The organism is Bradyrhizobium sp. HKCCYLS20291 (genome assembly GCF_051167715.1).
Classification (GTDB): domain Bacteria; phylum Pseudomonadota; class Alphaproteobacteria; order Rhizobiales; family Xanthobacteraceae; genus Bradyrhizobium.
In genome coordinates, this window is sequence record NZ_JBNPTO010000007.1 from 361,245 (window position 1) to 388,059 (window position 26,815).

Here is a 26,815-nt window from a genome sequence, read left to right on the forward strand (position 1 = left end):
TCCTTTGAAAGCGATCGTGGGGGGCGTTCTAGCCAATGGCGCTGTCGTGGCCAAGCGCGGCGCCGGCGTTGGTTCGATTGCCCGCGCGCCCAGTGCAACGCGACCGTAGTGCTACGGTGTGGTCCGGCACCAGCCGGTTTGAGCCGATTTCGGCTCGAAAGAAGCCGAAATTGCTGGCCGTCGCAACGGGCCGGCCTGCTGCCTCGGGTTGTAGTTCAGTGTTTGAGAACGATTCTTCGCGAATCTCTGCCTGAAGCTCAACCCGGACGGCGGAACTCAAACGGAATGCCTCGCGCGGAACATCACGCAGCAGGACGCAGCTGGTCAACCACCCCTCTCTTGATCGCCGCGCTGATCGCGCTCGCCTGCGCGGCCTTCGTGGCCGTCGAGGTATCGCGCGCGGTGAGGCTGCGCGAGGCCATCTTCACCGACGGAAAGAAGGACACCGTCAATCTCACGAGCTCTCTGCTTCAGCACGCCGAACTGACGTTTCGCACGGCCGACGCACTTCTCACGGGGACCGTGTCCTCGCTCGAGCATCGTCCGCCGGATCGGGATGACCGCAGGCGTCTCAAGGCCTGGTTCATCGACGAGCTGAAGCGCATGCCGCAGCTCGTCAACCTGTTGGTGGTCGACCAGGAGGGCACGCTGCTGGTCAGCTCGATCGCCGAAGAGGGCACCGTGAACTACGCGGATCGCGACTTCTTCGCCTATCATCGCGATTCCCCGGACCGTGGCGTGCGCCTGCACGCGCCGATTCGTGGGCGAGCCAGCAATCAATGGATCATTCCGCTCACGCGGCGGTTCAACCGTCCCGACGGCAGCTTCGGCGGCGTCGTGGTGGCGGCGCTCGGCACGCAATATTTCCAGGATTTCTATCAGCGGCTGGACGTCGGCCGGAATGGCGCGATCCTGTTGGCGTCGCTGGACGGGCCGCTGCTGGTACGGCGGCCCTACGCCGAGTCCAATGTCGGCCGCGACATGAAGCAGAGCGGCCTCTTCCAGGAGCTCAAGCGCACTCCGGTCGGCAGTCTCGAGATCACGTCATCGACCGATGGCGTCCGACGCTTCAACAGCTACGAGCAGAGCAGCAGTTTACCGATCTTGGTTGCTGTCGCGCACGACGTCGAAGAAATGCTGGCGCCTTGGTGGCAGTCGACCATCCGGCGCATGGTCGAGGCCGGGGCGATCATCGTCATGATGATCCTGCTTGGCACCCTCATTTGGCGGACCACCCGAAAGCTCGCGGCCCAGGCCACCGAGCTTCGCGAGTCCAACGAGCGCTTCGCCGTTGCCATCGATGCGATGCCGGACGGGCTCAGCGTGTTCGGTGCCGACAACAGGCTCATCATCTCGAACCGGCGCGTGGCCGAGCTGTATGATCTGGACCCCCAGGAGTATCGCCCCGGCGCCCCCTTGAGCCGCTTTGCGCAGCTTTCCAGGGAGCGCGGCATCAAGTTCGATCTCGGCGCCAACAGCGACACGGTGCGGCTCGAAGGAGGGCGTACCATCGCCGTGAAGCGCGCGACGACGCCCGATGGTGGCTGGGTTTCGGTCCATGAGGACATCACCGAGCGTGTCCGCGCGGCGGAACTGCTCGACGAGCGGCTCGCTGAGCTGATACAGACGCGAAACCGCCTGGAAGAGCAGCGCAACGAACTGATCGCGACGAGCGAGGCGCTCTCCACGGCCAAGGACGCGGCAGAGGAGGCGAGCCGCGCCAAGTCGGACTTCCTCGCCGTCATGAGCCACGAGATCCGCACGCCGATGACGGGCATGATCGGCATGATCGGGCTGCTGGCCGACACCAAGCTCGATCACGAGCAGAAGGAACTCGCTGATATCGCCCAGCTCTCGGCGCGCAATCTGCTGACCGTCGTCAACGACATTCTCGATTTCTCGAAGCTCGAAGCCGGTCAGGTGACCCCGGAAGCGATCGATTTCGACATCGACAACGTCGTCGGCAGCGTCATGGCGCTCATGGGACCGAAAGCGAGAGAACGGGGTCTTGCGCTGCAGGCCTCGCTCGCCGAGGAGACGCCGCGCCGGCTCCGCGGCGATCCCCACCGGATCTCCCAGATCCTGCTCAACCTGGTCGGCAACGCGCTCAAATTCACCGAGCGCGGATCGGTCACGATCACGGCTTCGCATGAATGGCTTCCAGACGATCAGGTCCAACTCAGCATCGTGGTCGCCGATACCGGGATCGGCATCACTCGTGAATCGCAGGAGCGGCTGTTCCAGCCGTTCAGCCAGGCCGACACCTCGGTGTCGCGCCGCTACGGCGGCACCGGTCTTGGACTGGCGATCTGCAAGCGCTTGTCCGAGATCATGGGGGGTACGATCGGCTTCGATAGCGTCGAAGGACAAGGCAGCCGGTTCTGCTTCACCGTCCGTTGCGGCCTCGCTTCGCCCGAGACGGTGGAGGCTGCGCCGCTCGCGCCCGAACTGCCCGACGACAACGAGGTGCTCGAAATCCTCGTCGCCGAGGATAACGACATCAATCGTAATCTGATCGCAAGGCTGCTTGCCAAGCGGGGCTATCGGGCCGACATGGTCGGCAACGGCCGCGACGCCGTCGAGGCCGTTCAGCGCAAGCGCTACGATCTGGTGCTGATGGACATGCAGATGCCGAAAATGGACGGCGTCACGGCCACGCGGATGATCCGCGATCTCGGCAGCGATGCGGCCGACGTGCCGGTGATCGCACTGACGGCAAACGCCTTGGCCAACCAGCGCGCGCTGTGCGTCGCCGCCGGCATGGACGACTTCCTCACCAAGCCGATCCAGCCCAATCGTCTCTACGAAGCGATCCTGCACTGGAGCAGACACGGCCGTCATGCCGGCCGCCGTCGTGAGTCCGCAGATCTGCTGGAGTAAGGGGGCGTCCGACAGATCGGTGCTGACCGGCGTGCAACCCCGGTTGCGGGCAGTGTAGGGCGCGAGGCGGATCGAGCCCGTTCAGCGCCGCCGTGGCCTTTGCGCCGTGCGTCCCGGAGTGTTGCTCCGTCTTGCCGCGACCCGGAGCGCCGCCGCCAGCGCGGCACGCGCCCAGCGGATGAATTCCTCGGGATCATCGAACAGCCGCTCCGGCGCGCGCCAGAACGCAAGGTCGATCTTGACCCCGTTCTTGACGTAGCTCAGCGGCGGATGCTGCTGTGCTTCCGCAAACATCGACCGATTGTCGTCGTCGACGCGGAAATACAGCATGTTGTCGCTGACCACGCCCAGCATCACGCCGTTGATGAAGACGCCGGTCTTGCCGAACATCCGTCGGGTCGTGATCGTGCCGAGCGTGATGAACTGATCGCGCAGATATTCGACATAGTCCGGAGTTGCTACCATGCGAGAGCCTGCAAGCTGACCGAGCGGCGTTGCATCACGAATCCGGCTGAAGTCCGTTCCAGCCTAAAGTCCCGCGCTGCGCGCCCGCGCCGCCCGCAGCGCGGCGCCGACGAAACCGACGTCGCTGAGGCCTCGCCGGAGCGGTTCGTTGAGCACCAGCAAGGTCAGGCCGGCGGCGAGGGCGCCCACGACCAATCCGACGATGTCGAGGTGACCGCAGCCGGCGGCGATCCACGGCGCGAGACCGGCGAGCGGCGTCGGCAGCGGCAACCGGCATACTCCCGGGAGTGTATCGGTGCTTGCCATGACGGCGACGGCGATCGCTGCGCCATTCGCCAGCGCGAGCGCGGCAACGACCATGGCGAGACCGTAGCGAAGCTGCAGGACCACATCGATCAGCTTGATCACGACCGGGATCAGAGCCAGCGCCACGACCATCGCCGGCGTCAGCGACGGCGAATCGAGCCGCAAGGTGGCGCTCGAGGCCAGCCATACGAAGATGGCGGCGAGCAGCCAGAGATTGAGCTTCAGAAATTCGGGAAACTTGCACGCCAGCAGATGGCGAAGCGCCCGCTCGACGAGATCGAGCACCGCGCAGCTCAGCAGTCCGGCGGTGAAGCCGACCAGATGAGCGCCCCAGTTGATCCTGGAGTCCGCGAAAGTGAGCGCAACGTTGAGCGCGATGTTGCTGATGAAGAAGCTGGCCGACAGCTCGATCTTGGCCAGGATCCACAGGCAGAGCAGGGCGCCGAGCAGCCCCGAGGTGGCGCCGGAGGCGCCGACCGTCATGTACGGCTTGCCGTGAATGAAGTCGCCGACCAAGCCGGCCAGAACCAGGGTCGCGACATAGATCACGACGAAATAGGTCGCGCCGAGCCTGCGTTCGAGATGCGCGCCCCAGACCATCAGGCATAGCATGTTGCCGAGCAGGTGGACCGGGGTGGCATGCAGGAAGCCGTAGGCGAACAGCCGCCAATACTCATGCCGCTGCAGCGCCAGATGATACATCGCGCCGTCGCCGAACAACACGGCGCCGGACGGTGTCGGCGCTCCGCTCTGGATCAGCGTGGCCGCGAAGATCGCAATGTTCAGCGTGAGCAACAGGAAGGTCGCAGCCTGCGGAGCGACGAAGAACGAACTGGCTTGGCGTGAGGCTGGCATGCGTCTGATGCTTTCGAGTCCCGGCGCGTTCGTTGTATCGGCTTGCCGCGAGCTACACCAGCGCCAACGGATCGCGTCTCGTGTCGGATCCACACATTGGGCTCGACATGCACGGCATGGTTGTTGTCGTGCGATACGGGCACAGGCACCAGCGCGCCGGGAATCTCGATCTCCCTCGAACGGTCGAACGTCACGCCCGTCCATTGCGACCACTCGGCGAGCGAGCCGATAATGGTCAATCTTTGGTCTGACAAAAATAATGCTTCTGTAATTCCGAATAGTCTGCTATGTTGATTTGGTCCCGTGCTCGACAGGAGGGGCGCTTCGCGATCGTCATGGAACGTGGAGTGCGGGATGCGGTGGCCGCAGGATGTCGCAGCGGGCTCGGCAGAGCGCGCGGACGAACGGCAGCTTGCGGACGCGAAGTCGCGTGGTCCTGGCATCCCGAAGCTGATGCCAAGCCGGCGGGTGATGATGATCCCGATGGCGACGGTGGCCAACAAGCCGGGCACCGAGGAGATCGCGTATAAGCGTGAAGACCATCGCGCAGGGAATGCCGGATGTCGGCTGGACCTGTGGTGACTGCCGCCTGCTTTTTTTCTGCAGGCGGGCCATGGGTTGCGGCCTGCAGCCCGGCATTCCCTGCGCCCTCCGTCTGGAGGAGGGTGATGAGACCAGCAAAACTCGGGCAGTGCGTGCCGCGAGAACGATTTTGCATGATTGAATGTCTTGCTGAAGCGCGATCAAACCTCCAGCGCGTTGAGCGCCGCAGCGATGTCGTCCGTCGAGCGGACCAGCACGGCCTGCAGCCCGCTGTTGCGCGCACCCTCGACGTTTTCCGCGAGATCGTCGAAGAACACGATCTTTTCGGCGGGCATGCCGATTGCCCGCACCACGTGATCATAGGCCTCGGCATCCGGCTTGCGCAGGCCGATCGACGACGACAGGAAGATCTCGCGGAAGTGACCGAGCAGGTCGGCATAGCGCGGCGTGAAATGCGCGACGTGCGGCACGTTGGTGTTGGAGAAGGCGTACAGCGGCAGTCTTTTCGCCGCGCGTGCGAGCAACGGCGCGATGCCGGGCATCGGGCCGACGAAGATCGCATTCCAGCCGTCGAGAAACTGCGCGTCGCTGATGTCGATGCCGAGCCGGCCGCGCAAATGGGCGAAGAACGCCGCGTCCGACACCGTGCCGCGCTCGTGTCCGTGATAGATCTCGTCGCGCACGAAGCGCGGCGCCAGGTCGTCCGCGGCGCAGCCGGCATGCGCGGCCCAGCGCGAGACGACCTGAACGAAATCGACGTCGATGACGACGCGGCCAAGATCGAACAGCAGCGCGTCGGCCGCGCCGGGGCGGAGATTGGAAGCGAGCATCGCGACGCGCGTCTTTGCCGGAGAGGATGCCGAAGCAGGGCCTCTTCAATAACGGTAGGGCTCGATGTCGGCCAGCGGAAACGCGCTGAACACGCTCGGCGCATGGGTTGCGGTCGCCGGGTGCAGATAGGAGGCGTTCAGCTCGGCGAAGGAGGCGACACCGAGCAGGCCGAGCGCGCGGATCACCTCGTCCTCCAAGAGCTCCAGCATGCGCAGGATGCCGTCCTCGCCTGCTGCCGCCAGTGCCCAGCATTGCAGCCGGCCGATGCCGACCAGGTCGGCGCCGGATGCGATCGCCTTGACGATGTCGGTGCCGCGGCAGAAGCCGCCATCGACCATGATCTTGGCACGGCCCTTCACCGCCGCCACGATCTCCGGCAGCACGTGCATGGCGCCGCGGCCGTGATCGAGCTGCCGGCCGCCATGGTTCGAGACGTAGATCCAGTCGACGCCGTGGTCGACCGCGATCTCGGCGTCTTCAGCGGTGGCGATGCCCTTGATGATCAGCGGCAGCTTGAATCTGTCCTTGATCAGCTTGACGGTGTGCCAGCTGAGCGCCTTCTGGTGATCGCCGCCGGTCGCACGCAGCCGGCTCTCGCGCACGTAGCGCTTGGCGATGTCGCGCTCACGCCGGCTGTAATGGGCGGTGTCGACGGTCAGGCAAAACGCGGCGTAGCGGCTTGCGACGGCGCGGCTCACATAGTCCTCGACGAACGCATCGTCGCCGCGCACATAGAGCTGGAAGATGCGCAGCGCGTCGGGCGCTGCGGCTGCGGTCTTTTCCAGGCCCGGCTCCGAGACCGAGCTCAGCATGTGCGCCGCCCCGAATCGGCCGGCGCCGCGCGCCACCGCGGCCGCCCCGTCGGGATCGAAGATCTCGAGCGCGCCGACGGGGGCGAGCACCACCGGCAGGCGCAATTTGCGCCCGAACGTCTCGACCGCGGCATCGACCCGGGAGACGTCGCGCAGCACACGCGGACGGAAGGCGATCTCATCGAGCGACATCCGGTTCCGGCGCAGCGTGGTCTCGGTTTCGGCTCCGCCGATGATGTAGTCCCACGCGTTCTGGTTGAGCTGCGTCCGCGCCTTGCGGATCAGCTCATGCAGGTTCTGGAACTTCTCGTCGCTGGCGCCGAGCTCGACGTTCCGCCACTTCGGCTCGATCGGGGTTTGCTGATTCACGGCCTGCCTCCCAGCACCTGTTCTGATTTGGCGGCGAGCATCGCTCATCCGGCGGGCGATGCGCAAGCCATTCCGAACTGCGATCCGCCGAGGCGGATCGCGCCTGGCCCTTCGCGCGATTCGGACGTCATGCACGGCTTTGTGAGTTTTGATGATGAGGTCTCCGTGAAAGTCCGGGTCGGCCGCGTCTGCTCGGACGGAACGTGCCGGCGCCACCTTGAACATTGGGCCGGGAGCGTCCATTTGGGCGGTAGGCATGACCGACATGGCGCCGCAATATCGGCCTTGAAGAAACCGGAAATGTGGTGTGAGTTCGTGGTCTGATCGCACCGGCCGGTCGTTTGTAACCCATGTGATCGGTCGGCTGACAAACGAGCGCGGGAAGCACAAACAATGCGGAAAAACTGGCTGTTCCTGGCGGGCACCGTGACCGGCGTCGGTCTGACCATGCTGGTCAACGGGCCTGATGGCGCGCAACTCGTCGCCCGGGCCAAGGCCGCGGCCGGCATGGCCGACACCTACACGCAGCTCAACCTTTTCGGCGCCGTGTTCGAGCGCGTGCGCGCCGACTACGTCGAGAAGCCGAGCGATCCCGCGCTGATCGAGGGCGCCATCAACGGCATGGTGTCGTCGCTCGATCCGCATTCGCGCTACATGAATGACAAATCCTGGCGCGACATGCAGGAGACCACCTCCGGCGAGTTCGGCGGGCTCGGCATCGAGGTGACGATGGAGGATGGCCTCGTCAAGGTGGTCGCGCCGATCGACGAGACGCCGGCTTCGAAGGCCGGCATTCTCTCGGGCGATCTCATCGCCAAGATCGACGGCGAGTCGGTGCAGGGCCTCACGCTCGAGCAGGCGGTCGCCAAGATGAAGGGCGGGGTCAACACCAAGACCAAGCTCACCATCATCCGCAAGGGCAAGGATGCGCCGCTCGACCTGGTGCTGATGCGCGAGATCATCCGCGTGCGTCCGGTGCGCTATCACACCGAAGGCGGCGACATCGGCTACATCAGAGTAACGTCGTTTAACGAGCAGACCACGGAGAGCCTGCGCAAGGCGATCAGCAGCATCTCGCGGGAGATTCCGCAGGAGAAGCTCGCCGGCTATGTCGTCGATCTGCGCAACAATCCGGGCGGTCTGCTCGACCAGGCGGTCTCGGTGTCGAGCACGTTCCTGTCGCGCGGCGAGGTGGTCTCCACGCGCGGCCGCAGCCCCGACGAGACGCAGCGTTTCACCGCGCGAGGCGGCGATCTCACCAAGGGCAAGCCGCTCGTCGTGCTGATCAACGGCGGATCGGCTTCCGCCTCGGAGATCGTGGCGGGCGCGCTGCATGACCACAAGCGCGCGACGCTGGTCGGCACGCGCTCGTTCGGCAAGGGCTCGGTGCAGACCATCATTCCGCTCGGTACTGGCAACGGCGCGCTGGCCCTGACCACGGCGCGCTACTACACGCCGTCGGGCCGCTCGATCCAGGCCCAGGGCATCGCGCCGGACATCGAGGTCAAGCAGGACGTGCCGGACGACATGAAGGATCGCACCGACATCAAGGGCGAGGCCTCGATGCGCGGCCATCTCTCGGCCGCCGACGGGACCGAGCAGACCGGCTCGCAATCCTACGTTCCGCCGGAGGAGAAGGACGACAAGGCGCTGCACGCGGCGTTCAACGTGCTGCGCGGAGTCACCGTGAATGCCGACGTCCGCGCCAAGGCGGCGGTGCCGAACTGATCGCCGTCAGGCCTCCGCGCCGCGTGCGCGCGGTTCTCCGACGGGGCGGCTTTGTGAAGCCGTCCCGCCGTGGTTTTCGACCAGTGCAGGCGGACATGGAGCGTGTCCTACTGCATCAAATATGTCAGGCCGGCGGCGGCCGCGTTCAACGGTCCGGTGGCGGCTTCGGGAAACATGGTTTGAATGCGGCTTGCGGGAAAGCCGCAAATTGCGACGGTCTTTATCGTTCGGCCGTCACGCCGCGTCGGAGCGTGGCCGCTTGCCGGCGGAGCCGTCGACGCGATGGCTGGCGAACAACTGCCTCACATCGGCGGCCGGCTTCGGAGGACTGAACAGATAGCCCTGCATCTCCGAACAGCCGAGCCGCTTCAGGACCTGGCGCTGCGCCTCGGTCTCGACGCCTTCCGCTGTCGTCGACATCTTGCGGATCGCGGCGATGTTGACCACCGCCTGCACGATGCTCGCCGATCCCTCGGAGTCGGTGATGTCCTTGACGAAGCAGCGGTCGATCTTGATCTTGTCGAACGGGATCCGCTGCAGATAGCTCAAGCTGGAATACCCGGTGCCGAAATCGTCGAGCGCGATGCGCACGCCGAGCGCGCGCAGCTCGTACAGGGTATCGAGCGCATCGTCGTCGCGCATCAGCACCGCCTCGGTGATCTCGAGTTCGAGCCGTCGCGGCGACAGGCCCGAAGCTGCCAGCGCCTTGGCGACCTTGAGCGCCAGAGTGCCGCTCTTGAACTGCACCGGCGAGACGTTGACGGCCAGCCGGATATCGTCCGGCCATGTCGCAGCTTCCGCGCAGGCGACGTTGAGGACGCGCTCGCCAAGCTGATTGATCAGGCCGGTGTCCTCGGCGATCGGAATGAACTCGGCCGGCGAGACGTTGCCGCGGGTCGGATGCTTCCAGCGCACCAGAGCTTCGCAGCCGACGATGCTGTCGTCCTGGAGGCTGACGCAGGGCTGGTAGTAAACCTCGAGCCGATCGTCGGCGATCGCCTGGCGCAGGTCGACCTCGAGCTGATGGCGGGCCTTGACCTGGGCATCCATCTCCGGCTCGAAAAACCGCCAAGTGCGGCGGCCGGCGGCCTTGGCGGCGTACATCGCCAGGTCGGCATTCTTCATGATCTGGTCGAGCTCGGTGCCGTGCTGGGGAATGAGCGCGACGCCGATCGAGGCGTCGGCGGTCAGTTGATGGCCCAGGCAGTCGCGCGGAGCGCGGATGGCGGCGAAAATGTCGTCGATCAGGCTGCTGATGTCTTCGCGGCTCTTGACCGCGCTCTGCACCACCGCGAACTCGTCGCCGCCCAGGCGCGCGACGAAGCCGGCGCTTCCCACGCATGCCCTGAGGTTGGCGGCGACGGACTTCAGCAGTTCGTCGCCAATCAAATGGCCGAGCGAGTCGTTGACCCCCTTGAACTCGTCGATGTCGATATAGTGGAGCGCCAGAAGCCGGCCGCCCGAGAGGTTCGAAATCTCCTCCTTCAGGCGCTCATGGAACAGGGTGCGGTTCGGCAGCTCGGTCAGCGCGTCGTAATGCGCCAAGTGAGTGATCTGCTGCTCGGCCTGCCTGCGCTCGGTGATGTCCTCGTGGGTGGCGAGCCAGCCACCGCCGACGATCGGCTCGTTCACGATCTGGATCGATCGGCCGTCCGGCGTCTCGAAGATCTGCGACTTCTTGCGGCCGACGTCGCGCAGCACCGCCGCGGCGTATTCGGCGTCGTCACCTGCGAGGGAGCCGGAGGCCTTGCGGTGAGCGATCAACTCGCGAAAGCTGCAACCCGGCTTCACCACGTCGGCGGAGAGGCCGTACATGTCGATGTAGCGCTGATTGCAGATGACGAGGCGTTCCGCTGCATCGAAAAGAAGCAGGCCCTGGGTCATGTTGTTGACCGCCTTGTCGAGCCGTTCCTTCTCCAGGGTCAGACGGCGGCTGGAGGTCTCATGGTCGCTGATGAGCCGGCGCACCACGATGTACAGCAATCCGGCAATCAGCAGCGCCGAAGTGATGCCGATGCCGATCAGGAAGCGCATCTGCTCGCGCCAGTCGGCCAGCGCAGACGACACTGTGGTGGTCGCGGTCACGATCAGCGGGTAGCTCGTCAGCCGATGCGACGCACCGATACGATGCTCGCCGTCGACCGGACTGCTGAAGATCCCGGTGGTGTTGCCGTCGCCGGCCAGGATCTGCCGGAAGATCGGCGCGTCCTTGTAGTTCTGGCTCAGCATGCCCTCGTGGCGAGGATACCGGGCCAGCAAGGCCCCGTCGCGATGCATCATCGAGATCGCCGCATCCGGGCCGAGCGCGACCGATGCAAAGAAACGCTCGACATTGATGGGTTCGAGACTGCGGCTGATGACGCCGAGGAATTCGCCGGTGGGGCTCGTGAGCTTCAGCGCGATGACGGCGATATGCGTGCCGGTCACCCGGCCCACGACCGGTTCGATGAGCAATTGCGGGGATGTCGGATCGGACTTCAGCCGCTTGAAGTAGGTGCGATCGGCCACGTTCACCGCCGGCACCGGCCAATCGGTCCCGGAGTTGATCAGGCTGCCGTCGGAATCGAAGATGCTGACGCCGCCGACATAGGATATGGCGCTCAGCTTGCCCTTGAGCATGGCGTTGACGCTGGCGCTTCCCATCTGTTCACGAAAGCGGGCGCTGGTGTCGATGCGGTTCTGCCGGACGTAGTTGGCGAGATCGCGCTGGATGGCGCCGAGGTCCTCCATCTGCTGATCGAAATGCCGCGCCAGCAGCAGGACGGTGTTTTCCAGCTCGCGCGTCGCGCTGTCGAGCGCGCGCTGCCGGAAGCTGTCGGCCATGATGGTCGCGCCGATCGCGATGGCGGCAATCAGCACGAGGCCTCCGGCGACGAGCCAGCGGATGGGTCCACCGCGGTCGGTCGACGTTCTGAAGGCACTTCCTGGACTGGTGTTCGTCATCGGTCCCGAATACGCGTGCGATTGAAGCGTTCTGGGACGGACGGTCATGACGTCCCTCCCATAGCAATGGCTACAGGCCTGCTATGGAAGTGAGGTTAGCAAGTTGAGTTAGCGAACAATTAATTCGAAGTTGTATCAGGCTTCTGGATACCGTTATGCGCGATAATGCCCGGATTTTCCGCCGATTTTCTCAGTGAGATGGATGCCTTCGATGCGCACCCCGCGCTCTGCCGCCTTGATCATGTCGTAGATCGTCAGGCAGGCGACGGACACTGCGGTGAGCGCTTCCATCTCGACGCCGGTGGGGCCGGTGACCTTCACGGTGGCGCTCACGATGCAGCCAGGCAGGGCGGAATCCGGAGTGATGTCGACCGTCACCTTGGAGAGCGCCAGCGGGTGGCAAAGCGGGATGAGTTCGGACGTCCGTTTTGCGGCCATGATGCCCGCGATGCGGGCGGTGCCGAGCACGTCGCCCTTCTTGGCATTGCCGGACACGATCAGTTCGAGCGTCGCCGGACTCATCACGACGCGGCCTTCGGCGATGGCGGTCCGCTCGGTTGCGGCCTTGTCCGACACGTCGACCATGCGGGCTTCGCCGCGCGCATCGATGTGCGTGAGAGTGGGCGTATCGGACGGCTTGTCGGTCATGATCAGCTGGCTGCGGCCGCGGGCGCAGCGTTCTTCGCGAGCAGGGCGCGCGTCGCCGCCGTCACGTCGGTCTGGCGCATCAGGCTTTCGCCGACCAGGAAAGTCCGGATCTCGACCTGCGCCAGCCGGGTGAGATCCGCCGGGTTGAAGATGCCGCTCTCGCCGACCAGCAGCCGATCCTTGGGAACCAGCGGCGCCAGCGTCTCGGATGTGGCGAGCGTGGTTTCGAAAGTTCGCAGGTTGCGGTTGTTGATACCGATCATCGGCGAGCGCAGCTTCAGCGCCCGATCGAGCTCGGCGCGATCGTGGATCTCGATCAGCACGTCCATGCCGTGGGCGAGCGCCGCGGCTTCGATGTCTTGCGCGGCCGCATCATCGAGGGCCGCCATGATGATGAGGATGCAGTCGGCGCCATGCGCTCGCGCCTCGACCACCTGGTAGGTGTCGAACATGAAATCCTTGCGCAGCACGGGCAGGGCGGTCGCGGCGCGCGCCGCCACCATGAAGTCGAGATGGCCCTGGAACGACGGCGTGTCCGTCAGCACCGAGAGACAGGCCGCTCCGCCGTCCTCATAAGCCTTGGCGAGAACTGGCGGATCGAAATCGGCGCGGATCAGCCCCTTCGATGGCGAGGCCTTCTTGACCTCGGCGATCAGCGCGTAGTCGCCGTTTGCGTGCTTGCTCCGGATCGCGGCGACGAAGCCGCGTGGCGGCGAGGCGTCGCGCGCCTGCGCCTCGATCAGCGCGAGCGGACGCGCCCGCTTGGCGGCGGCGATCTCCTCGCGCTTATAGGCTTCGATCTTGGCCAGGATGTCCGACATGGCGCGCTCCCGGGATCAGCTGTTGGAGACCGCGATCAACTGCTTCAGACGGGCTGCAGCGGCGCCGCTGTCGAGTGCGTCGCGACCGATCGCGACGCCTTCCTGGAGCGTCTTGGCGCGGCCGGCGACCATGAGGGCCGCGGCCGCGTTCAACAGCGCCACGTCGCGATAGGGGCTCGGCATGCCGTCCAGCACGCTCTGCAGCGCGACGGCGTTGGCGGCGGCATCGCCCCCCTTGAGGCCATCGCCGCTGCTCCGGCCGAGGCCGGCGTCCTCGGGCGTGATCTCGAAGGTCCTGATCTGGCCGTTCTCGAGCGCGGCGACGAAGGTCGGTCCGGTCACCGTGATCTCGTCGAGACCATCCGAGCCGTGCACGACCCAGGCGGCTTCAGAGCCGAGGTTCTTCAGCACCTGCGCCAAAGGCTCGACCCACTGCCGCGAGAACACCCCGACCATCTGGCGCTTGACGCTGGCCGGGTTGGACAGCGGTCCGAGCAGATTGAAGATCGTCCGGGTGGCGAGCTCGACCCGGGTCGGACCGACGTTCTTCATCGCCGGGTGATGGGCGGGCGCGAACATGAAGCCGATGCCGGCCTCGTGGACGCAACGCCCGACCTGGTCAGGCTTCAGATCGATCTTGACGCCGAGCGCGGCGAGCACGTCGGCCGCGCCCGACCGCGACGACAGCGCGCGGTTGCCATGCTTGGCGACGGGCACGCCGGCGCCCGCAACGATGAAGGACGCGCAGGTCGAGACGTTCACCGAACCCGAGCCGTCGCCGCCGGTGCCGACGATGTCGACCGCAGTCGGAGGCGCATCGACGCGCAGCATCTTGGCGCGCATTACGCTGACCGCACCGGTGATCTCGTCCACCGTCTCGCCGCGCACGCGCAGCGCCATCAGCAGCGCGCCCATCTGCGACGGCGTCGCTTCGCCCGACATCATGCTGTCGAAGGCAGCTGCTGCCTCCTCACGCGACAGGACCGCGCCGGTCGCGACCTTGCCAATGATCGACTTGAGATCGTTCATCGCCCCACTCAGCCGTCCGTTACTGGTTGTTACCGCCGCCGACCACTTGCGCCACGGCAGCCTCGTTGATCTTGGTGCCGATATCCTTCTCGAGCTTCATCACGAAGGCGGTGCCCTGCTCGTCGGCCAGGGCCCGCTGCAGCTGGTCCTTGAGCTTCTTGATGTCCTCGGACGCAAGGTCGACCTTCGGCTCGATGATGTCGGTCACGCGGAACACGATCCACTGCCGGCCGCCATCGGCCTCGGTCTGGCCGACGCCATCCTTGGCTGTTCGGAAGGCGGCCGTGATCGCACCGGTAGGAACGCCGGGCGGCGTCGCGTCGCGTTTGAAGGCGGCCGCCGTCTCGACCTTGGCGCCGAGAGAAGCCGCTTCGTCGGCAAGCTTGCCGCCCTCGTTGAGCTTCTTGACCAGTTCAGTCGCCTTGGCGCGCAGCTTCGCCGCGATCTCGTCATCGCGCCATTTGGCCGCGACCTGATCCTTGACCTCGTCGAGCGTGCGATCGCGCGGCGGGGTGATGCCGAGCACCTCGAACCAGACATAGCCGCCGCGGAACGAGATCGGCTCGTTGTCGACGCCGACGTCGCTGTTGAACGCCTGCGCGACGACGTCGAGACCGAGCGGAATGCCCGGCGCGGGCTGGCCATTCGGCTGCTTGCCGGCGCGGTCGACCGACTCGATCGTCACGGCATTGAGGCCGAGCTTCTTGGCAGCCTCGGCCACGCTGGCGCCGCCGCCGCGCTCGTCTTCCATCTTGTCGCGCAGCGTCGCGACCTGCGACTTCGCGCGATCTGCGGCGATCTCTTTCTTGATGTCGGTCGCCACGTTCTCATAGGCCGGCTCCTGGCCGGGCTGGATTGCGCTGACCTTCACCAGCACCACGTTGAAGGCTCCCTTGACCGGCTGGCTGACTTCGCCGGTCGGCAGCGAAAAGGCAGTGTCGGCCACGGCGGGATCCAGAATGGCGGACTTGGTCACCAGTCCAAGATCGAGATCGGCCTGATTGAGATTACGCTCCTTGGCCAGTTCGTCGAACGTGACCTCGCCGGACGCAATGCGACCACGTGCCGCCTGGGCTTCCTCCAGGGTCGGGAAGGACATCTGCTGGACCTGGCGTTTCTCCGGCGTGCCCATCAGCGCCTTGCGCTGGTCGAACAGCTTGCGGGCATCCTCATCCGAGACGTCGGACGATTTGCCGACGTCCTCCGGCGTCACCGTCACGAAGGAGATCTTGCGATATTCCGGTGCCTTGAACTGCGCCTTGTGCTGATCGAAGTACGACGCGAGCACCTCCGGCGAGGGCGCGTCGATCGTGCCCGCCTGCGCTGCGTCGAGCTTGACGTACTCGATTGAGCGCTGCTCGTTCTGAAAGCGGCTCAGCGCCTCCAGAATCGCATTCGACGGCTCGAGCCCGGCCGCGATCGTGCCGGTGATCTGGCGCCGCAGCGACTGCCGGCGCTGGTCGGTCAGATAGCGCTGCTCGGTGAAGCCGAAATTGCGAATGATCGCCTGGAAGCGCTGCTGATCGAACGCGCCGTTCGGACCCTTGAAATTGGGATCGCTCAGGATCACGCGCAAAGTCTCGGCATCGGATTGATTGAGGCCAAGACGGCGGGCCTCTTCGTCGAGCGCCGCTTCCGCGATCGTCTGCTGCAGCACGCTGCGGTCGAGCCCGAACAGCCGGGCCTGCTCCTGGGTCAGCGGGCGGCCGATCTGGCGGCCGATCTGCTGCAGGCGGTCGGTATAGATCTGGCGGAACTCGTTGATCGAGATCTCGGTCCGTCCGACGGTCGCAGCCGTCGACTGCCCGAAGCCGCGGAAGATGTCGGCGATGCCCCAGATGCCGAAACTGACGATCAAAACGCCCATGACCACCGCCATGATGGTCTTGCCGAGCCAGTTTGATGAGGCCTTGCGTAATCCTCGAAGCATGGGTCCAGTCTGTCTGCAGGAAAAAGGATGAAAGGGCAGCGCCTTGGAGCGGATTCCGCGAAAGGGCGTCACCGAGGTGAAACGGCTTATAAAGAGGCAGCCGCCCGGTCGCAACCTCGGCACTGAGGCGGATTGAAGCGGTGGGAAGACGGTGCGCGCTCTGGTACTCCTGCAGGGGCTCTGCTAGCCGATCTCTATCTCAACTCCTGCTGGAATCCCGCCATGACCGACCGTATCCGCCCCCTGATCGCCGGCAATTGGAAAATGAACGGCTTGAAGGCGTCGGCCGCCGAGTTCGAGGCCATGCTGGCGGGGGCGGCCGAGGTCACCGCCAAGGTGGATCTGCTGGTGTGTCCGCCGGCGACGCTGCTGGCGGCCTTTGCCGAGAAGGCAGGCGGCGCCACGTCGATTGCGGTCGGCGCTCAGGATTGCCACGCGAAGGCGTCCGGCGCCCACACCGGCGACATTTCCGCGGAGATGCTGGCGGATGCCGGCGCCAGCGCCATCATCGTCGGCCACTCCGAGCGCCGCGCCGATCACGGCGAGAGCGATGTCGTGGTGCACCAGAAGACCGAAGCGGTCTGGCGTGCCGGGCTGGTCGCGATCGTTTGCGTCGGCGAGACCCAGCAGCAGCGCGACGCCGGTCTGACCCTGGAGATCCTGCGCGGCCAGCTTACCCTCAGCCTGCCGGAGGGATCGCGGGCCGATAATCTGATCGTCGCCTATGAGCCGGTCTGGGCGATCGGCACCGGGTTGACGCCGACCGCTGGGGATGTCGAGCAGATTCATGCCTTTATCAGGCAGTTGCTGAGCGAACGCTTCAACGAGCAGGGCACGCGGATGCGTATCCTGTATGGCGGCTCGGTGAAGCCCTCCAATGCCGCCGAGCTGATGGCGGTCGCGAACGTCAACGGCGCCCTGGTCGGCGGCGCCAGCCTGAAAGCCGCCGATTTTCTCGCGATTGCGAAGGGCTGTTGAGAGGCGAGGTGAACTGGGCAAGCGCTGCGCCTTAGGCCGTTCCCCCGATTCGCTTCCAATAGATCATCGTGCCGGTGAGGCCGCCATGCGGCTTCAGGGCATAGTCCGGGATGATGCCGCTCAGCTGGAAGCCGGCACCTTCATAGAGCAATGAGGCGCCGCCATCCTCGGCGGTGTCGAGCACCAGCATTGTGCGGCCGAGCTCGCGCGCGCGGGCTTCAGCAGCAAGGAGCAGGGCGCGTGCGACGCCGCGCTTGCGGTGGCTGACCCGGGTCATCATCTTGGCAATCTCGGCACGATGCGGCTGGTTCGGCGGCAGCTTCAGCTGCAGCGTCACCGTCCCGATCAGGTCCTGCTCAGCGAAGGCCCCCAGCACGATTCGCTCGCCGCGCTCGGCGGCCGCGAGCGAGTCCTGCCAGAATGCATCGGCATCGTCGGGGCTGAGCGGATGCATGAAGCTGACGGAGCCGCCATGGGCGACGGTTTCGATCAGCATCGCGCTCAGCGCGGCGCGGATGGCCGGCGTGTCGGACAAGGCTGCGATTCGGGGCGGCGACATGCTCAGCTCCTGGCAAGGGCGACGACATAGACGCTAGCGTCGTCGGTCTCGTTGGCGAAGGTCGTGTCGATCGGCGGACCAAAGCCCAGGCAGTCGCCGGGGCCGAGCTCGTGGCGCTCCACGCCCTCGGTGATCGTCAGGCGTCCGCTCTGCACCCAGACCAGCTGGCGGATGTGGATGTAGGACGAGGCTGGCAGCGTCACGCTGCGACGGGCGGGCATCTCGACCGTCACCAGCTCGATCGGGTGATCCGGCCTGAGGAAAACTTGCCGCCTGACATAGCCCGTGTCTGGATCGCGCCAGACCGGCTGCTCCGATGCTTTCGACAGCCGCTCCGACTGCGCTTCGGCGCGCAGCATCAGCCCGGCCAAGGTAAGATCGAAGGCGCTAGCGAGCTTCACCAGCACGACGGCCGTGGGACTGACCTCGGCGCGCTCGATCTTGCTGATCGTCGCCTTGGAGACGCCGGAGCGCTCGGCGAGGTCGGCCAGCGACCAGCCCCGGCTGTCGCGTTCGAGCTGCAGGCGCCGGGCGAGACGCTGGCTGAAGTCGTCTATAATTTGATCCATTTGTCTCTAATAATAGAAATATGTAAATTGGGCAAGAGGTGCGAGCGCGAGCCGAAGCTGCGCTTGTGCGAAGCGCGGCTGCGATTATCTGCGGGGTGGCGTTGCCCGACATGATCGTGTAACACCGCGCAAATTTCCGAATAGCCCGCGAAGCTCTCGCGATCCCGGCCTCCGGCCCGGGGCCTGCGAGGGCTTGTGACGGAAGGTCACCATGCAGACTGTCTTGATCGTCATCCACCTCATGATCGTTGCCGTGCTGATCGGCGCCGTGCTGTTGCAGAAGTCCGAAGGCGGTGGCCTTGGGATGGGCGGCGGTGCCGGCTTCATGTCGAGCCGGGGCACGGCGAACCTCTTGACCCGCACCACGGCGTTCTTGGCGGTTGGCTTTTTCGTCACCAGCCTGCTGCTGACCTGGCTGGCCGGATACGACCGCAAGCCCACCTCTATTCTCGGCAATGTGCCCGGGCAGACGCAGTCGGGCGGGGCCACCCCGGTCGCGCCGACCGGCGGCGGCGTGCTCGACCAGCTCAAGAAGGCCGATGAGCAGCAGTCGCCCGCGGCGCCGTCCGCTCCGCAGGCCCCGCAGTCGCAATAACGCGGGGAAGCCATGCAGGAACGCAACTGGCGTCCTGCATCATGAGACGGTCTCAACTCTCTGAGATCATTCATATTTCGAAGTCACCCACAGGCCCGCGACAGCGTTGCGGGCCGGTCACGATTCGTTTTGGCGAATCGTCTCAGCGGCATTAAAGGTAGGCTCCCATGGCGCGGTACATCTTCATCACCGGCGGCGTGGTCTCCTCGCTCGGAAAGGGTCTGGCTTCAGCCGCGTTAGGCGCGCTGCTGCAGGCCCGCGGCTACAAGGTCCGGCTTCGCAAGCTCGACCCCTATCTCAACCTCGATCCAGGAACGATGTCGCCGTATCAGCACGGCGAAGTGTTCGTGACCGACGATGGCGCCGAGACCGATCTCGATCTCGGCCATTACGAACGCTTCACCGGGCGGCCCGCGACCAAGGCCGACAACATCACCACGGGGCGCATCTACCAGGACATCCTGACCAAGGAGCGCCGCGGCGATTATCTCGGCGCGACCATCCAGGTCGTCCCGCACGTCACCAACGCGATCAAGGATTTCGTGCTGTCGGGCAATGACGAGTACGATTTCGTGCTGGTCGAGATCGGCGGCACCGTCGGCGACATCGAGGGCCTGCCGTTCTTCGAGGCGATCCGGCAACTCGGCAACGAGCTGCCGCGCGACCACGCGATCTACATCCATCTCACGCTGCTGCCGTACATCCCGAGCGCGGGCGAGCTGAAGACCAAGCCGACGCAGCATTCGGTCAAGGAGCTGCGCTCGATCGGCATTCAGCCCGACATCCTCTTGTGCCGCACCGATCGGGAGATCCCGAAGGAGGAGCGGCGCAAGCTCGGTCTTTTCTGCAACGTGCGCGAAAGCGCCGTGATCGAGGCGCGCGACGTCGACAACATCTACGCCGTGCCGGAGGCCTATCATGCCGCCGGTCTGGATGACGAGGTGCTGGCCGCGTTCGGCATCGAGCCGCGGATGCCGCCGGCGCTGGCCAGCTGGCACACCATCAACGAGCGTGTCCGCAATCCGGAAGGCGACGTCACGATCGCGATCGTCGGCAAGTACACGGGCATGAAGGACGCCTACAAGTCGCTGATCGAGGCGCTGTCGCATGGCGGCATCGCCAACAAGGTGCGCGTCAAGCTCGACTGGATCGAGAGCGAGGTGTTCGAGAACGAGGACCCCGCGCCGTTCCTCGAGCACGTCAACGGCATCCTCGTGCCCGGCGGCTTCGGCCAGCGCGGCGCCGAGGGCAAGATCCGCGCGGCGCAGTTCGCGCGGGAGCGCGACGTGCCGTATTTCGGCATCTGCTTCGGCATGCAGATGGCGGTGATCGAAGCCGCGCGCAATCTGGTCGGCATCACCGAGGCCAACTCGACCGAGTTCGGTCCGACCAAGGAGCCGCTGGTCGGCCTGATGACGGAATGGCTGCGCGGCAACGAGCTGGAGAAGCGCTCCAAGAGCGGCGATCTCGGCGGCACGATGCGGCTCGGCGCCTATCCTGCGGCGCTCAAGCGCGGCAGCCGCGTGTCGGACGTGTATGGCGGCGCCACCGAGATTTCCGAGCGGCATCGCCATCGCTACGAGGTCAACACCGCCTACAAGGATCGGCTCGAGCAGCACGGCCTGAAGTTCTCCGGCCTGTCGCCGGACGGCGTGCTGCCGGAGATCGTGGAGTACGAGGATCATCCCTGGTTCATCGGCGTCCAGTTCCATCCCGAGCTGAAGTCGCGCCCGTTCGAGCCGCATCCCCTGTTCGCGTCGTTCATCCAGGCGGCGATGGTGCAGAGCCGGCTGGTCTAGCCCGTCAGGGCAGGGGGTTTGCAGCGGGCGCCACTGCGGCCCCAACGCTCTCCCTGGCGAGCCGCTGCAATTCGAAGCCGGCGGCGATGTGCTCGGTGTAGAGGATCACGCCCTGCTCGCGTGACTTCTCGAAATTGAGCTTCGCCGCCTGTTTGTCGCCGCGCGCCATGTCGTGCTGGCCGATGTAGAAATAGGCCTCCGAGAGCAGCATCCTGCGCTCGTCGCCCTTCTTGTCAGCGAAGGTCTTCAGCAGGTCGTCCGGCGACAGCGCTCCCGTCATCATCGCCAATGCCGGAAGCGGCCATGCGCCATTGGCGGTCGCGCGTGCGCGTTGCGCGAGCTCGTCCGGCACGGGCTTGCCGGCGCGGCCCAACGCGGCCAGCATCCACAGCTCGCAATAGATCTTGTTCTCGCCGTCGGCCAGTTCGACCGCCCTCGCGAAATCGGCCGCGGCCTGCTCGGTTTGTCCGGCATACAGCCGAGCCGCGGCGCGGGTGCGATAGGTCGAGGCGTTGATCGAACCCAGCGAAATCGACTTCGAGAGATCGGCGATGGCTTTCTCGAACTGCCCGGACTCGTACAAGGTCCCGCCACGGCAGCTGAACGCCTCGCTGGTATTGGGGATCAGACGGAACGCCTCGTTGACGTCCCGCAGCGCCTCGTCGACGCGCCCGAGTTCGGCGAGCGAGCTGCCGCGCTGACACAGCGCGTCGGCAAGATCCGCCCCCGAGAGCTTGCCGCTCGAAATGGTTTCGGTGGTCTTCTGGACGGCGTCCAGCAGCATCCGATGGAAACGGTCGGTGGCCTGATCCGCTCCCGCCTCGCTCGATTTGATGTCCGACTTACCGACCGCAAAATAGCCGACGATTGCGCGGTTGGCGGTGCGCAGGTCATCGGCATATTTGGAATACTTGTCGCTCTCCACGAACGGCCGGAGGGTCGTCAGCTCGACCACGCTGCGGGCGACGTTGCCGCGGAAATAGCGCGAGCTCGTGAGGTTGAAATGATCGTTGGCCACGGTCTCCGTGTAAGGGTCGGCGACGACACTGACCGCGTCCGGCAGCGTGATCTCGATCTGATATCGCGCATGATAAGGATAGGAAGAGATGCCCAGCGGCATGCTTCGAGTGGCCGACGACGGCAGCGGCAGCACGCCCGCCTGATTGTCCGGCTTGTAGCCGATCACCCAGGTGCCGTTGCGCTCGACAGCGATTTTCGGAACGCGGAACGTTGCTTCGAGCGAGAGGATGTTCTGCTCCTGGTCGTCATGAACAGCGGGATCGGCGATGAGCATTGCCCCCGGATATTTGCCCTCGAGCATGTCGCCGACCCGCTTGGCGATCATTTCGCGCGTCGTCTGCTCGAAGGCGAGGCGCAGCCGTTCGGCGCTCAGTCCGGACCATACGCGCTTGAGCGACAGTTGCGCGTCTTCCCCGAGCTTCGCCACCGTCACCCGCTCGGTGAGATCGTCGTCGACCTCGTCGACCGCTCGCTCGGGAATCGAGGACGGGCGTTCGGTGTCGGACGCGACCGGCAGGATCTGGATCCCTTCATGCGCCTGCCCCATGCGGTCGAGGCGACCATATTGCCCGAGACGCGTCGGATCGAGAAAATAGGATTTGCCGCCGACGATGGCCTCGACGATGACGTGATCGAAGAATTCGGGACTCGGCAGCACCTCCTCCAGACCGCGGCGGCGACCGACCTGCAGCAGGACCGGGCGACTTTGGATGCCGAGCCGCCGCAGCAGCGTGACGAGCAGAAACGACTTGTCCTTGCAGTCACCGTAGCGGCGGCGCAGCACGATGTCCGGCGCGGCGGGCCGGTGTGAGCTCTCGCCGAGCGAGACCGAGAAGTAGCGGATCTGCGACTGGACGATCTGCAGCGCCGCCGTGACACGGTCGCCGTCGGCGTCGAGCCCGCCGATCTTCTTGGCGAGGTCGTCGACCTCGTCATTCGGAGCGGCGTTCAGCTCGAACAGGGCGGTGGCCCACTGCGCCACCTCCTTCCAGCTTCCGAACTCCGAAAATTGCAGGAAGCGGAAGGCGAAATAGTCCTGCGGCGTCTGCGCGTCGGCGACCGCCTCGCGCAGCCCGCGCTCGTCGAAGTCCAACGTACGCAATCCGTCCCGTACGGTTTCGGTTGGCGCCACGGGCGAGCCAGTGCGGTCGCCGATCATCCGCCATGCAATCTGCCGGCTTGCCAAGTGACTGAAGATCACGTGGCGACGGAGCGTCGGATAGGATTGATCCCAACTTGCCACCCCGATGAATTTGCCGGCGAACACCGGGTTTTGGCCGTGGAGCGAGTAGGCCACATCGATCGTGTCGCCAACGCGCAGATCGTCGATCAGGATGGAGGCGGTGACGTAGCCGCTGTAGACGCCCTGTTCGAGCCCTTGCTCACGCTGCAGAAATCGGAGCTTGGAGACCTTGGTGCGGTCGATCTGTTCCGGTCCACGTTGAATTCGGATCCAGTGCAGCTGAACGCGCTCATAGTCCTGCGCGAAGGAGATCGCGATGTGGCCGGCCCCGGCAAGCGAAGCCGCGTCGTTGACGGCGGTGACGCGGCGGACGAACGCCACCGGCTCGCGGTCGACCAGATACTGCGTCTCGGCCAGCCGGACGACGATCGGAGCCGGCGCGCCGACATCGGGGGTGGCGGTCTCGACGACCCAGGATGGGACGGCCTCCGCCAGCGTGAAGGCATCGGCAGCCGGCTTGATCTCGGCGAGATTTGGACCGGCCGTCTGCTGGGCCGCCGACGGGTACGATGCCAGAATGCACGCGATGACGACGACGACCCGGACGAACCCTGAAAGCGACATGCCCCACCTCGATCCCGTCGAGATTGTGCAAGCGCGCTGCGCTTTGCGCAAGATGCGGAACCTCGTCACCGGCAGCGGCCTGGCGCACGGACCAGGCGCCACGTCTCGCATGCCGACCCGGATGCGGCGTCCGCTTGGCTTTGACGTCGCGGACAATTGTTGCCAAAAGACGGCATCGATTGCGCATGAACGGCAATCACGAACGGGAGGTCCGCCGCCATGATCTACGAGAGCCGCATCTATCGCTGCATTCCGGGCCGCTTGCCGGCGTTGCTGAAGCGCTTCGAAAACACGACGCTGAAGCTGTGGGAGAAGCACGGCATCCGCCCGGTCGGTTTCTTCACCACCCTGATCGGCGAATCCAACCAGGACCTGACCTATTTCCTCGCCTGGGAATCGCTCGCCGAGCGCGAGACCAAGTGGACGGCGTTCATGACCAATCCCGATTGGATCGCGGCGCGCGCCAAGAGCGAGGAGGACGGCCAGATCGTCGCCAACATCACCAGCCAGTTCCTGGTGCCGACGGCGTTCTCGGCGCTGAAGTAGGGCCGGGCGAGGGGCGGGGATGACCGATCCCCGCAACCCTGCTATTCGCGGGCCCAAGCCGGGTTGATCCGGCGGCCTGCGCCGGGCCATGGTCGCGCGCTCGAAGAGGATGATGTCGTGAACGCTCCGATCTCCGCCGCGCCGGTCGTCAGCGCCGGCTCCGTCACGTTCGGCAATCAGCTGCCGCTGGCGGTCATCGCCGGCCCCTGCCAGCTCGAGAGCCGTGCGCATGCGCTCGAGGTCGCCTCGGCGCTGAAGGAGATCGCGACGCGCCTCGGCATCGGGCTCGTCTACAAGACCTCGTTCGACAAGGCCAACCGCAGCAGCGGCGCGGCGGCGCGCGGCCTTGGCCTCAAGCAATCGCTGCCGATCTTCGCCGAGATTCGTTCGTCGCTCGGTCTTCCCGTGCTGACCGACGTGCACGACGCGAGCCAGTGCGCCGAGGTGGCGCAGGCCGTCGACATCCTGCAGATTCCGGCCTTCCTGTGCCGCCAGACCGACCTGCTGCTCGCGGCGGCTGCGACCGGCAAGGTGATCAACGTCAAGAAGGGCCAGTTCCTGGCGCCGTGGGACATGGCCAACGTCGTCGCCAAGATCACCGGCGCCGGCAATCCGAACGTGCTGGCGACCGAGCGCGGCGTCTCGTTCGGCTACAACACGCTGGTCTCGGACATGCGCGCGCTGCCGATCATGGCGCGCACCACCGGCGCGCCCGTGATCTTCGATGCGACGCATTCGGTGCAGCAGCCGGGCGGGAAGGGGACCTCCACGGGCGGCGAGCGCGAATTCGTGCCGGTGCTGGCCCGCGCGGCGGTGGCGGTCGGCGTCGCCGGCGTGTTCATCGAGACGCATCCCGATCCCGATCATGCGCCCTCCGACGGTCCGAACATGGTGCCGCTCGCCGAGTTCGAAGGGCTGTTGCGCATGCTGATGGCGTTCGACCGGCTGGCGAAGGGGCAGATGTCCGAAGGCGCCGCGGGCTGATGCACCAGCCCGTCGCCAAGCCTTCTGACAACAAGCCTGCCGACAGCAAGTTTCCGCCAGCCGTGAACATCATCGCGCTGGCGGGCTTCTCGGCGGCGCTGTCGACGCGGGCGCTCGATCCGGTGCTGCCGCATGTCGCCGAGGATTTTGCGATCAGCATCACCACCGCGGCAAGCATCGCCGCAGGCTATGCGCTGATCTATGCGCTGATCCAGCCGGCGATCGGCGCCGCCGCCGACCTGTTCGGCAAGGCGCGGCTGATGACCTTGTGCCTCGCGCTGCTCGGCGTCGCCAGCGTGCTCGGCGCGTTCGCGACCTCGTTTCCGCTGCTGTTCGCGACGCGCATTTTCGCCGGCATCGCCTCCGGCGGCGTATTCCCGGTCGCGCTCGGGCTGACCGCGGATCTCGTCGCGCCCGACAAGCGCCAGGTCGCGATCGGCCGCACCTTGGCGGGCTCGATGGCCGGCAACCTGCTCGGCGCCACCGCGTCGGGCATCATCGGCGATCTGATCGGCTGGCGCGGCGTGCTCGCGATCCTCGGTGCGCTCGGCCTGATCGCCTCCTTCGCGGTCGCCGCCGGCTTCCGCGGTGCCAAGGTGACGCATACGTCGACCACCGATCTCGCCGCGCTGAGGAAGGGCTACCGCACCATCTTCGCCAATCCGAACACGCGCTTCTGTTTCTCGGCGGTGTTCGTCGAAGGCTGCTGCGTGTTCGGCCTGTTCCCGTTCATCGCCGCGTTCCTGTTCGATCTCGGCGAGACCTCGCTGTCGATCGCCGGCATCGTGATCGCGGGCTTTGCGGTCGGCGGGCTGTTCTACACCTTCACGGTGTCGAGCTTCCTGCCGCGGCTCGGCGTCAAGGGCATGATGATCACGGGCGCCGCCCTCGTCGGGCTGCAGCTCGCCGCGCTCGCGCTCGGTCCCGGCTGGAAGCTGCAGTTCGGCGCCATGCTGCTGATGGGCTGGGGCTTCTACATGATCCATGGCTGCCTGCAGGTGTTCGCCAGCGAGCTGTCGATCGAGGCGCGCGCGACCGCGATGTCGCTGCACTCGTTCTTCTTCTTCCTGGGCCAGACCGTCGGCCCGATTGCCTATGGCTTCGGCCTGGTGCATGGCGGCAAGCAGCCGACCCTGATCGTCGCCGCCGTGCTGATGGCCGTGCTCGGCTTCGCCTGCGCCGCACTGCTGCGGCAACGGCCGCCGGCGGATGCGGCAGTGAGGTGACCCCACGCTCACATGCGTGGCCGTGGACGAGATTTCCAGTGTCGAACCCGACAGGCTGAGACATCGCGATCGCCGCGTTCATGGCCGGCGCATGAGTCATCGCCATCTCGCGGCGCATCTGCGTCCGAGCTTTGCCATTGGACCTGCCCTCTTCGAAAAGAGGGCACGGGGAATGCCGGGAGCTGGCCGCCCCCATGGCCCGCCTGCAGAAAAAAATGCAGGCGGCAGGTACCACAGGTTCAGCCGAGACATCCCGGCATTCCCCGCGCGATGGTTGGAACGGCTGCTTCGCGTTCTCCCCGGTGCTCCGGGCTATCTGGCCACCGTCGGCCGCAGGGCTCGTCCAGCCCTTCGACCTTGACACCAGCGTCGGGGTGTCAGGACCACGCGACTTGACCGTGCGCATCGATGCCGTTCGTCCGCGCAGACAAGCCACGCTGCAGCATCGACACGCCCACCGCATCCCGCCTCAACGTCCGTGACGACCGCGAAGCGCCCCTTGTGTGCGCCAGATCTGCCAGAATGCGCAAACGGGCGGTTCTCGCAAAACCGCCCGTCGCTGGAGCTGAGCC

Annotated in this window: 22 protein-coding genes; 9 read left to right on the forward strand and 13 right to left on the reverse strand. The window is 65.7% G+C overall.

Annotated features, from left to right (window positions below):
* Positions 1-28 precede the first annotated feature (28 nt).
* Positions 29-328, reverse strand: coding sequence for a hypothetical protein (locus ACQR07_RS18715; RefSeq protein ID WP_434903686.1), 300 nt, complete (start codon positions 326-328; stop codon positions 29-31).
* Between the two features lie 11 nt (positions 329-339).
* Here ACQR07_RS18715 and ACQR07_RS18720 point away from each other — a divergent pair, with 11 nt between their 5' ends.
* Positions 340-2,880, forward strand: coding sequence for an ATP-binding protein (locus ACQR07_RS18720; RefSeq protein WP_434903687.1), 2,541 nt, complete (start codon positions 340-342; stop codon positions 2,878-2,880).
* An 81-nt stretch (positions 2,881-2,961) separates the two neighbouring features.
* Here the strand turns inward: ACQR07_RS18720 and ACQR07_RS18725 are convergent, their stop codons facing one another.
* Both ACQR07_RS18725 and ACQR07_RS18730 read right to left on the reverse strand, forming a co-directional pair.
* Positions 2,962-3,345, reverse strand: coding sequence for a TfoX/Sxy family protein (locus ACQR07_RS18725; protein WP_434903688.1), 384 nt, complete (start codon positions 3,343-3,345; stop codon positions 2,962-2,964).
* Positions 3,346-3,408: 63 nt separating this feature from the next.
* Complete coding sequence (locus tag ACQR07_RS18730; protein WP_434903689.1) at positions 3,409-4,506, reverse strand: rhomboid family intramembrane serine protease; 1,098 nt, start codon at positions 4,504-4,506, stop codon at positions 3,409-3,411.
* Between the two features lie 354 nt (positions 4,507-4,860).
* Here ACQR07_RS18730 and ACQR07_RS18735 point away from each other — a divergent pair, with 354 nt between their 5' ends.
* Positions 4,861-5,088, forward strand: a complete 228-nt coding sequence (locus ACQR07_RS18735) for a hypothetical protein (RefSeq protein ID WP_434903690.1) — start codon at positions 4,861-4,863, stop codon at positions 5,086-5,088.
* Between the two features lie 161 nt (positions 5,089-5,249).
* Here the strand turns inward: ACQR07_RS18735 and ACQR07_RS18740 are convergent, their stop codons facing one another.
* Both ACQR07_RS18740 and ACQR07_RS18745 read right to left on the reverse strand, forming a co-directional pair.
* Complete coding sequence (locus tag ACQR07_RS18740) at positions 5,250-5,879, reverse strand: HAD family hydrolase (RefSeq protein WP_434903691.1); 630 nt, start codon at positions 5,877-5,879, stop codon at positions 5,250-5,252.
* Between the two features lie 45 nt (positions 5,880-5,924).
* Positions 5,925-7,061, reverse strand: a complete 1,137-nt coding sequence (locus tag ACQR07_RS18745) for an alpha-hydroxy acid oxidase (RefSeq protein WP_434903692.1) — start codon at positions 7,059-7,061, stop codon at positions 5,925-5,927.
* Between the two features lie 393 nt (positions 7,062-7,454).
* Here ACQR07_RS18745 and ACQR07_RS18750 point away from each other — a divergent pair, with 393 nt between their 5' ends.
* Positions 7,455-8,789 carry a S41 family peptidase gene (locus ACQR07_RS18750; protein WP_434903693.1) on the forward strand — a complete coding sequence of 445 codons (1,335 nt, stop codon included), beginning with the start codon at positions 7,455-7,457 and terminating at the stop codon, positions 8,787-8,789.
* 234 nt (positions 8,790-9,023) lie between these two features.
* Here ACQR07_RS18750 and ACQR07_RS18755 read toward each other — a convergent pair whose 3' ends face one another.
* From ACQR07_RS18755 to ACQR07_RS18775, 5 genes are all read right to left on the reverse strand, one after another.
* Complete coding sequence (locus tag ACQR07_RS18755; protein WP_434903717.1) at positions 9,024-11,732, reverse strand: bifunctional diguanylate cyclase/phosphodiesterase; 2,709 nt, start codon at positions 11,730-11,732, stop codon at positions 9,024-9,026.
* A gap of 153 nt (positions 11,733-11,885) precedes the next feature.
* Positions 11,886-12,380, reverse strand: coding sequence for a cyclic pyranopterin monophosphate synthase MoaC (gene moaC / locus ACQR07_RS18760; protein ID WP_434903694.1), 495 nt, complete (start codon positions 12,378-12,380; stop codon positions 11,886-11,888).
* Positions 12,381-12,382: 2 nt separating this feature from the next.
* Positions 12,383-13,201, reverse strand: coding sequence for an indole-3-glycerol phosphate synthase TrpC (trpC, locus tag ACQR07_RS18765; protein ID WP_434903695.1), 819 nt, complete (start codon positions 13,199-13,201; stop codon positions 12,383-12,385).
* Between the two features lie 15 nt (positions 13,202-13,216).
* Positions 13,217-14,230 carry an anthranilate phosphoribosyltransferase gene (gene trpD / locus ACQR07_RS18770; protein ID WP_434903696.1) on the reverse strand — a complete coding sequence of 338 codons (1,014 nt, stop codon included), beginning with the start codon at positions 14,228-14,230 and terminating at the stop codon, positions 13,217-13,219.
* A gap of 19 nt (positions 14,231-14,249) precedes the next feature.
* Positions 14,250-16,160 carry a SurA N-terminal domain-containing protein gene (locus ACQR07_RS18775; protein WP_434903697.1) on the reverse strand — a complete coding sequence of 637 codons (1,911 nt, stop codon included), beginning with the start codon at positions 16,158-16,160 and terminating at the stop codon, positions 14,250-14,252.
* A gap of 222 nt (positions 16,161-16,382) precedes the next feature.
* Between ACQR07_RS18775 and tpiA the strand changes: the two genes are divergently transcribed.
* On the forward strand, positions 16,383-17,138 hold the full coding sequence (gene tpiA / locus ACQR07_RS18780) for a triose-phosphate isomerase (RefSeq protein WP_434903698.1): 756 nt from the start codon (positions 16,383-16,385) through the stop codon (positions 17,136-17,138).
* 31 nt (positions 17,139-17,169) lie between these two features.
* Here tpiA and ACQR07_RS18785 read toward each other — a convergent pair whose 3' ends face one another.
* A complete protein-coding gene (locus tag ACQR07_RS18785) occupies positions 17,170-17,697 on the reverse strand; it encodes a GNAT family N-acetyltransferase (RefSeq protein ID WP_434903699.1) in 528 nt (175 codons plus the stop codon).
* 2 nt (positions 17,698-17,699) lie between these two features.
* Positions 17,700-18,266 carry a helix-turn-helix domain-containing protein gene (locus tag ACQR07_RS18790; RefSeq protein ID WP_434903700.1) on the reverse strand — a complete coding sequence of 189 codons (567 nt, stop codon included), beginning with the start codon at positions 18,264-18,266 and terminating at the stop codon, positions 17,700-17,702.
* A 211-nt stretch (positions 18,267-18,477) separates the two neighbouring features.
* Between ACQR07_RS18790 and secG the strand changes: the two genes are divergently transcribed.
* Positions 18,478-18,861: a preprotein translocase subunit SecG gene (secG, locus tag ACQR07_RS18795; RefSeq protein WP_434903701.1), complete on the forward strand. Its 384-nt coding sequence runs from the start codon at positions 18,478-18,480 to the stop codon at positions 18,859-18,861.
* A gap of 167 nt (positions 18,862-19,028) precedes the next feature.
* Positions 19,029-20,660 (forward strand): CTP synthase, encoded by a 1,632-nt coding sequence (locus tag ACQR07_RS18800; protein ID WP_434870142.1) that lies wholly within the window; start codon positions 19,029-19,031, stop codon positions 20,658-20,660.
* A 4-nt stretch (positions 20,661-20,664) separates the two neighbouring features.
* On the opposite strand, the gene ACQR07_RS18805 is transcribed toward ACQR07_RS18800, so the two are convergent.
* Positions 20,665-23,487 carry a DUF3857 domain-containing protein gene (locus ACQR07_RS18805; protein WP_434903702.1) on the reverse strand — a complete coding sequence of 941 codons (2,823 nt, stop codon included), beginning with the start codon at positions 23,485-23,487 and terminating at the stop codon, positions 20,665-20,667.
* Positions 23,488-23,706: 219 nt separating this feature from the next.
* On the opposite strand from ACQR07_RS18805, the gene ACQR07_RS18810 reads away from it, so the two are divergent.
* The 3 genes from ACQR07_RS18810 (at position 23,707) to ACQR07_RS18820 (ending at position 26,243) form a co-directional block, all read left to right on the forward strand.
* On the forward strand, positions 23,707-24,033 hold the full coding sequence (locus ACQR07_RS18810; RefSeq protein ID WP_316183674.1) for an NIPSNAP family protein: 327 nt from the start codon (positions 23,707-23,709) through the stop codon (positions 24,031-24,033).
* A gap of 117 nt (positions 24,034-24,150) precedes the next feature.
* Positions 24,151-25,017: a 3-deoxy-8-phosphooctulonate synthase gene (kdsA, locus tag ACQR07_RS18815; protein WP_434903703.1), complete on the forward strand. Its 867-nt coding sequence runs from the start codon at positions 24,151-24,153 to the stop codon at positions 25,015-25,017.
* Positions 25,017-26,243, forward strand: a complete 1,227-nt coding sequence (locus tag ACQR07_RS18820; protein ID WP_434903704.1) for an MFS transporter — start codon at positions 25,017-25,019, stop codon at positions 26,241-26,243. Before kdsA ends, ACQR07_RS18820 begins: the two co-directional genes overlap by 1 nt.
* Positions 26,244-26,815 lie beyond the last annotated feature (572 nt).

Excerpts from the sequence above, each read along its gene's own strand:
- ACQR07_RS18725 (WP_434903688.1), bottom strand. The coding sequence starts at position 3,345 with ATGGTAGCAACTCCGGACTATGTCGAATATCTGCGCGATCAGTTCATC.
- ACQR07_RS18730 (WP_434903689.1), bottom strand. The coding sequence starts at position 4,506 with ATGCCAGCCTCACGCCAAGCCAGTTCGTTCTTCGTCGCTCCGCAGGCT.
- ACQR07_RS18735 (WP_434903690.1), top strand. The coding sequence starts at position 4,861 with ATGCGGTGGCCGCAGGATGTCGCAGCGGGCTCGGCAGAGCGCGCGGAC.
- ACQR07_RS18740 (WP_434903691.1), bottom strand. The coding sequence starts at position 5,879 with ATGCTCGCTTCCAATCTCCGCCCCGGCGCGGCCGACGCGCTGCTGTTC.
- ACQR07_RS18750 (WP_434903693.1), top strand. The coding sequence starts at position 7,455 with ATGCGGAAAAACTGGCTGTTCCTGGCGGGCACCGTGACCGGCGTCGGT.
- ACQR07_RS18755 (WP_434903717.1), bottom strand. The coding sequence starts at position 11,732 with ATGACGAACACCAGTCCAGGAAGTGCCTTCAGAACGTCGACCGACCGC.
- moaC (WP_434903694.1), bottom strand. The coding sequence starts at position 12,380 with ATGACCGACAAGCCGTCCGATACGCCCACTCTCACGCACATCGATGCG.
- trpC (WP_434903695.1), bottom strand. The coding sequence starts at position 13,201 with ATGTCGGACATCCTGGCCAAGATCGAAGCCTATAAGCGCGAGGAGATC.
- trpD (WP_434903696.1), bottom strand. The coding sequence starts at position 14,230 with ATGAACGATCTCAAGTCGATCATTGGCAAGGTCGCGACCGGCGCGGTC.
- ACQR07_RS18775 (WP_434903697.1), bottom strand. The coding sequence starts at position 16,160 with ATGCTTCGAGGATTACGCAAGGCCTCATCAAACTGGCTCGGCAAGACC.
- tpiA (WP_434903698.1), top strand. The coding sequence starts at position 16,383 with ATGACCGACCGTATCCGCCCCCTGATCGCCGGCAATTGGAAAATGAAC.
- ACQR07_RS18785 (WP_434903699.1), bottom strand. The coding sequence starts at position 17,697 with ATGTCGCCGCCCCGAATCGCAGCCTTGTCCGACACGCCGGCCATCCGC.
- ACQR07_RS18790 (WP_434903700.1), bottom strand. The coding sequence starts at position 18,266 with ATGGATCAAATTATAGACGACTTCAGCCAGCGTCTCGCCCGGCGCCTG.
- secG (WP_434903701.1), top strand. The coding sequence starts at position 18,478 with ATGCAGACTGTCTTGATCGTCATCCACCTCATGATCGTTGCCGTGCTG.
- ACQR07_RS18800 (WP_434870142.1), top strand. The coding sequence starts at position 19,029 with ATGGCGCGGTACATCTTCATCACCGGCGGCGTGGTCTCCTCGCTCGGA.
- ACQR07_RS18805 (WP_434903702.1), bottom strand. The coding sequence starts at position 23,487 with ATGTCGCTTTCAGGGTTCGTCCGGGTCGTCGTCGTCATCGCGTGCATT.
- ACQR07_RS18810 (WP_316183674.1), top strand. The coding sequence starts at position 23,707 with ATGATCTACGAGAGCCGCATCTATCGCTGCATTCCGGGCCGCTTGCCG.
- ACQR07_RS18820 (WP_434903704.1), top strand. The coding sequence starts at position 25,017 with ATGCACCAGCCCGTCGCCAAGCCTTCTGACAACAAGCCTGCCGACAGC.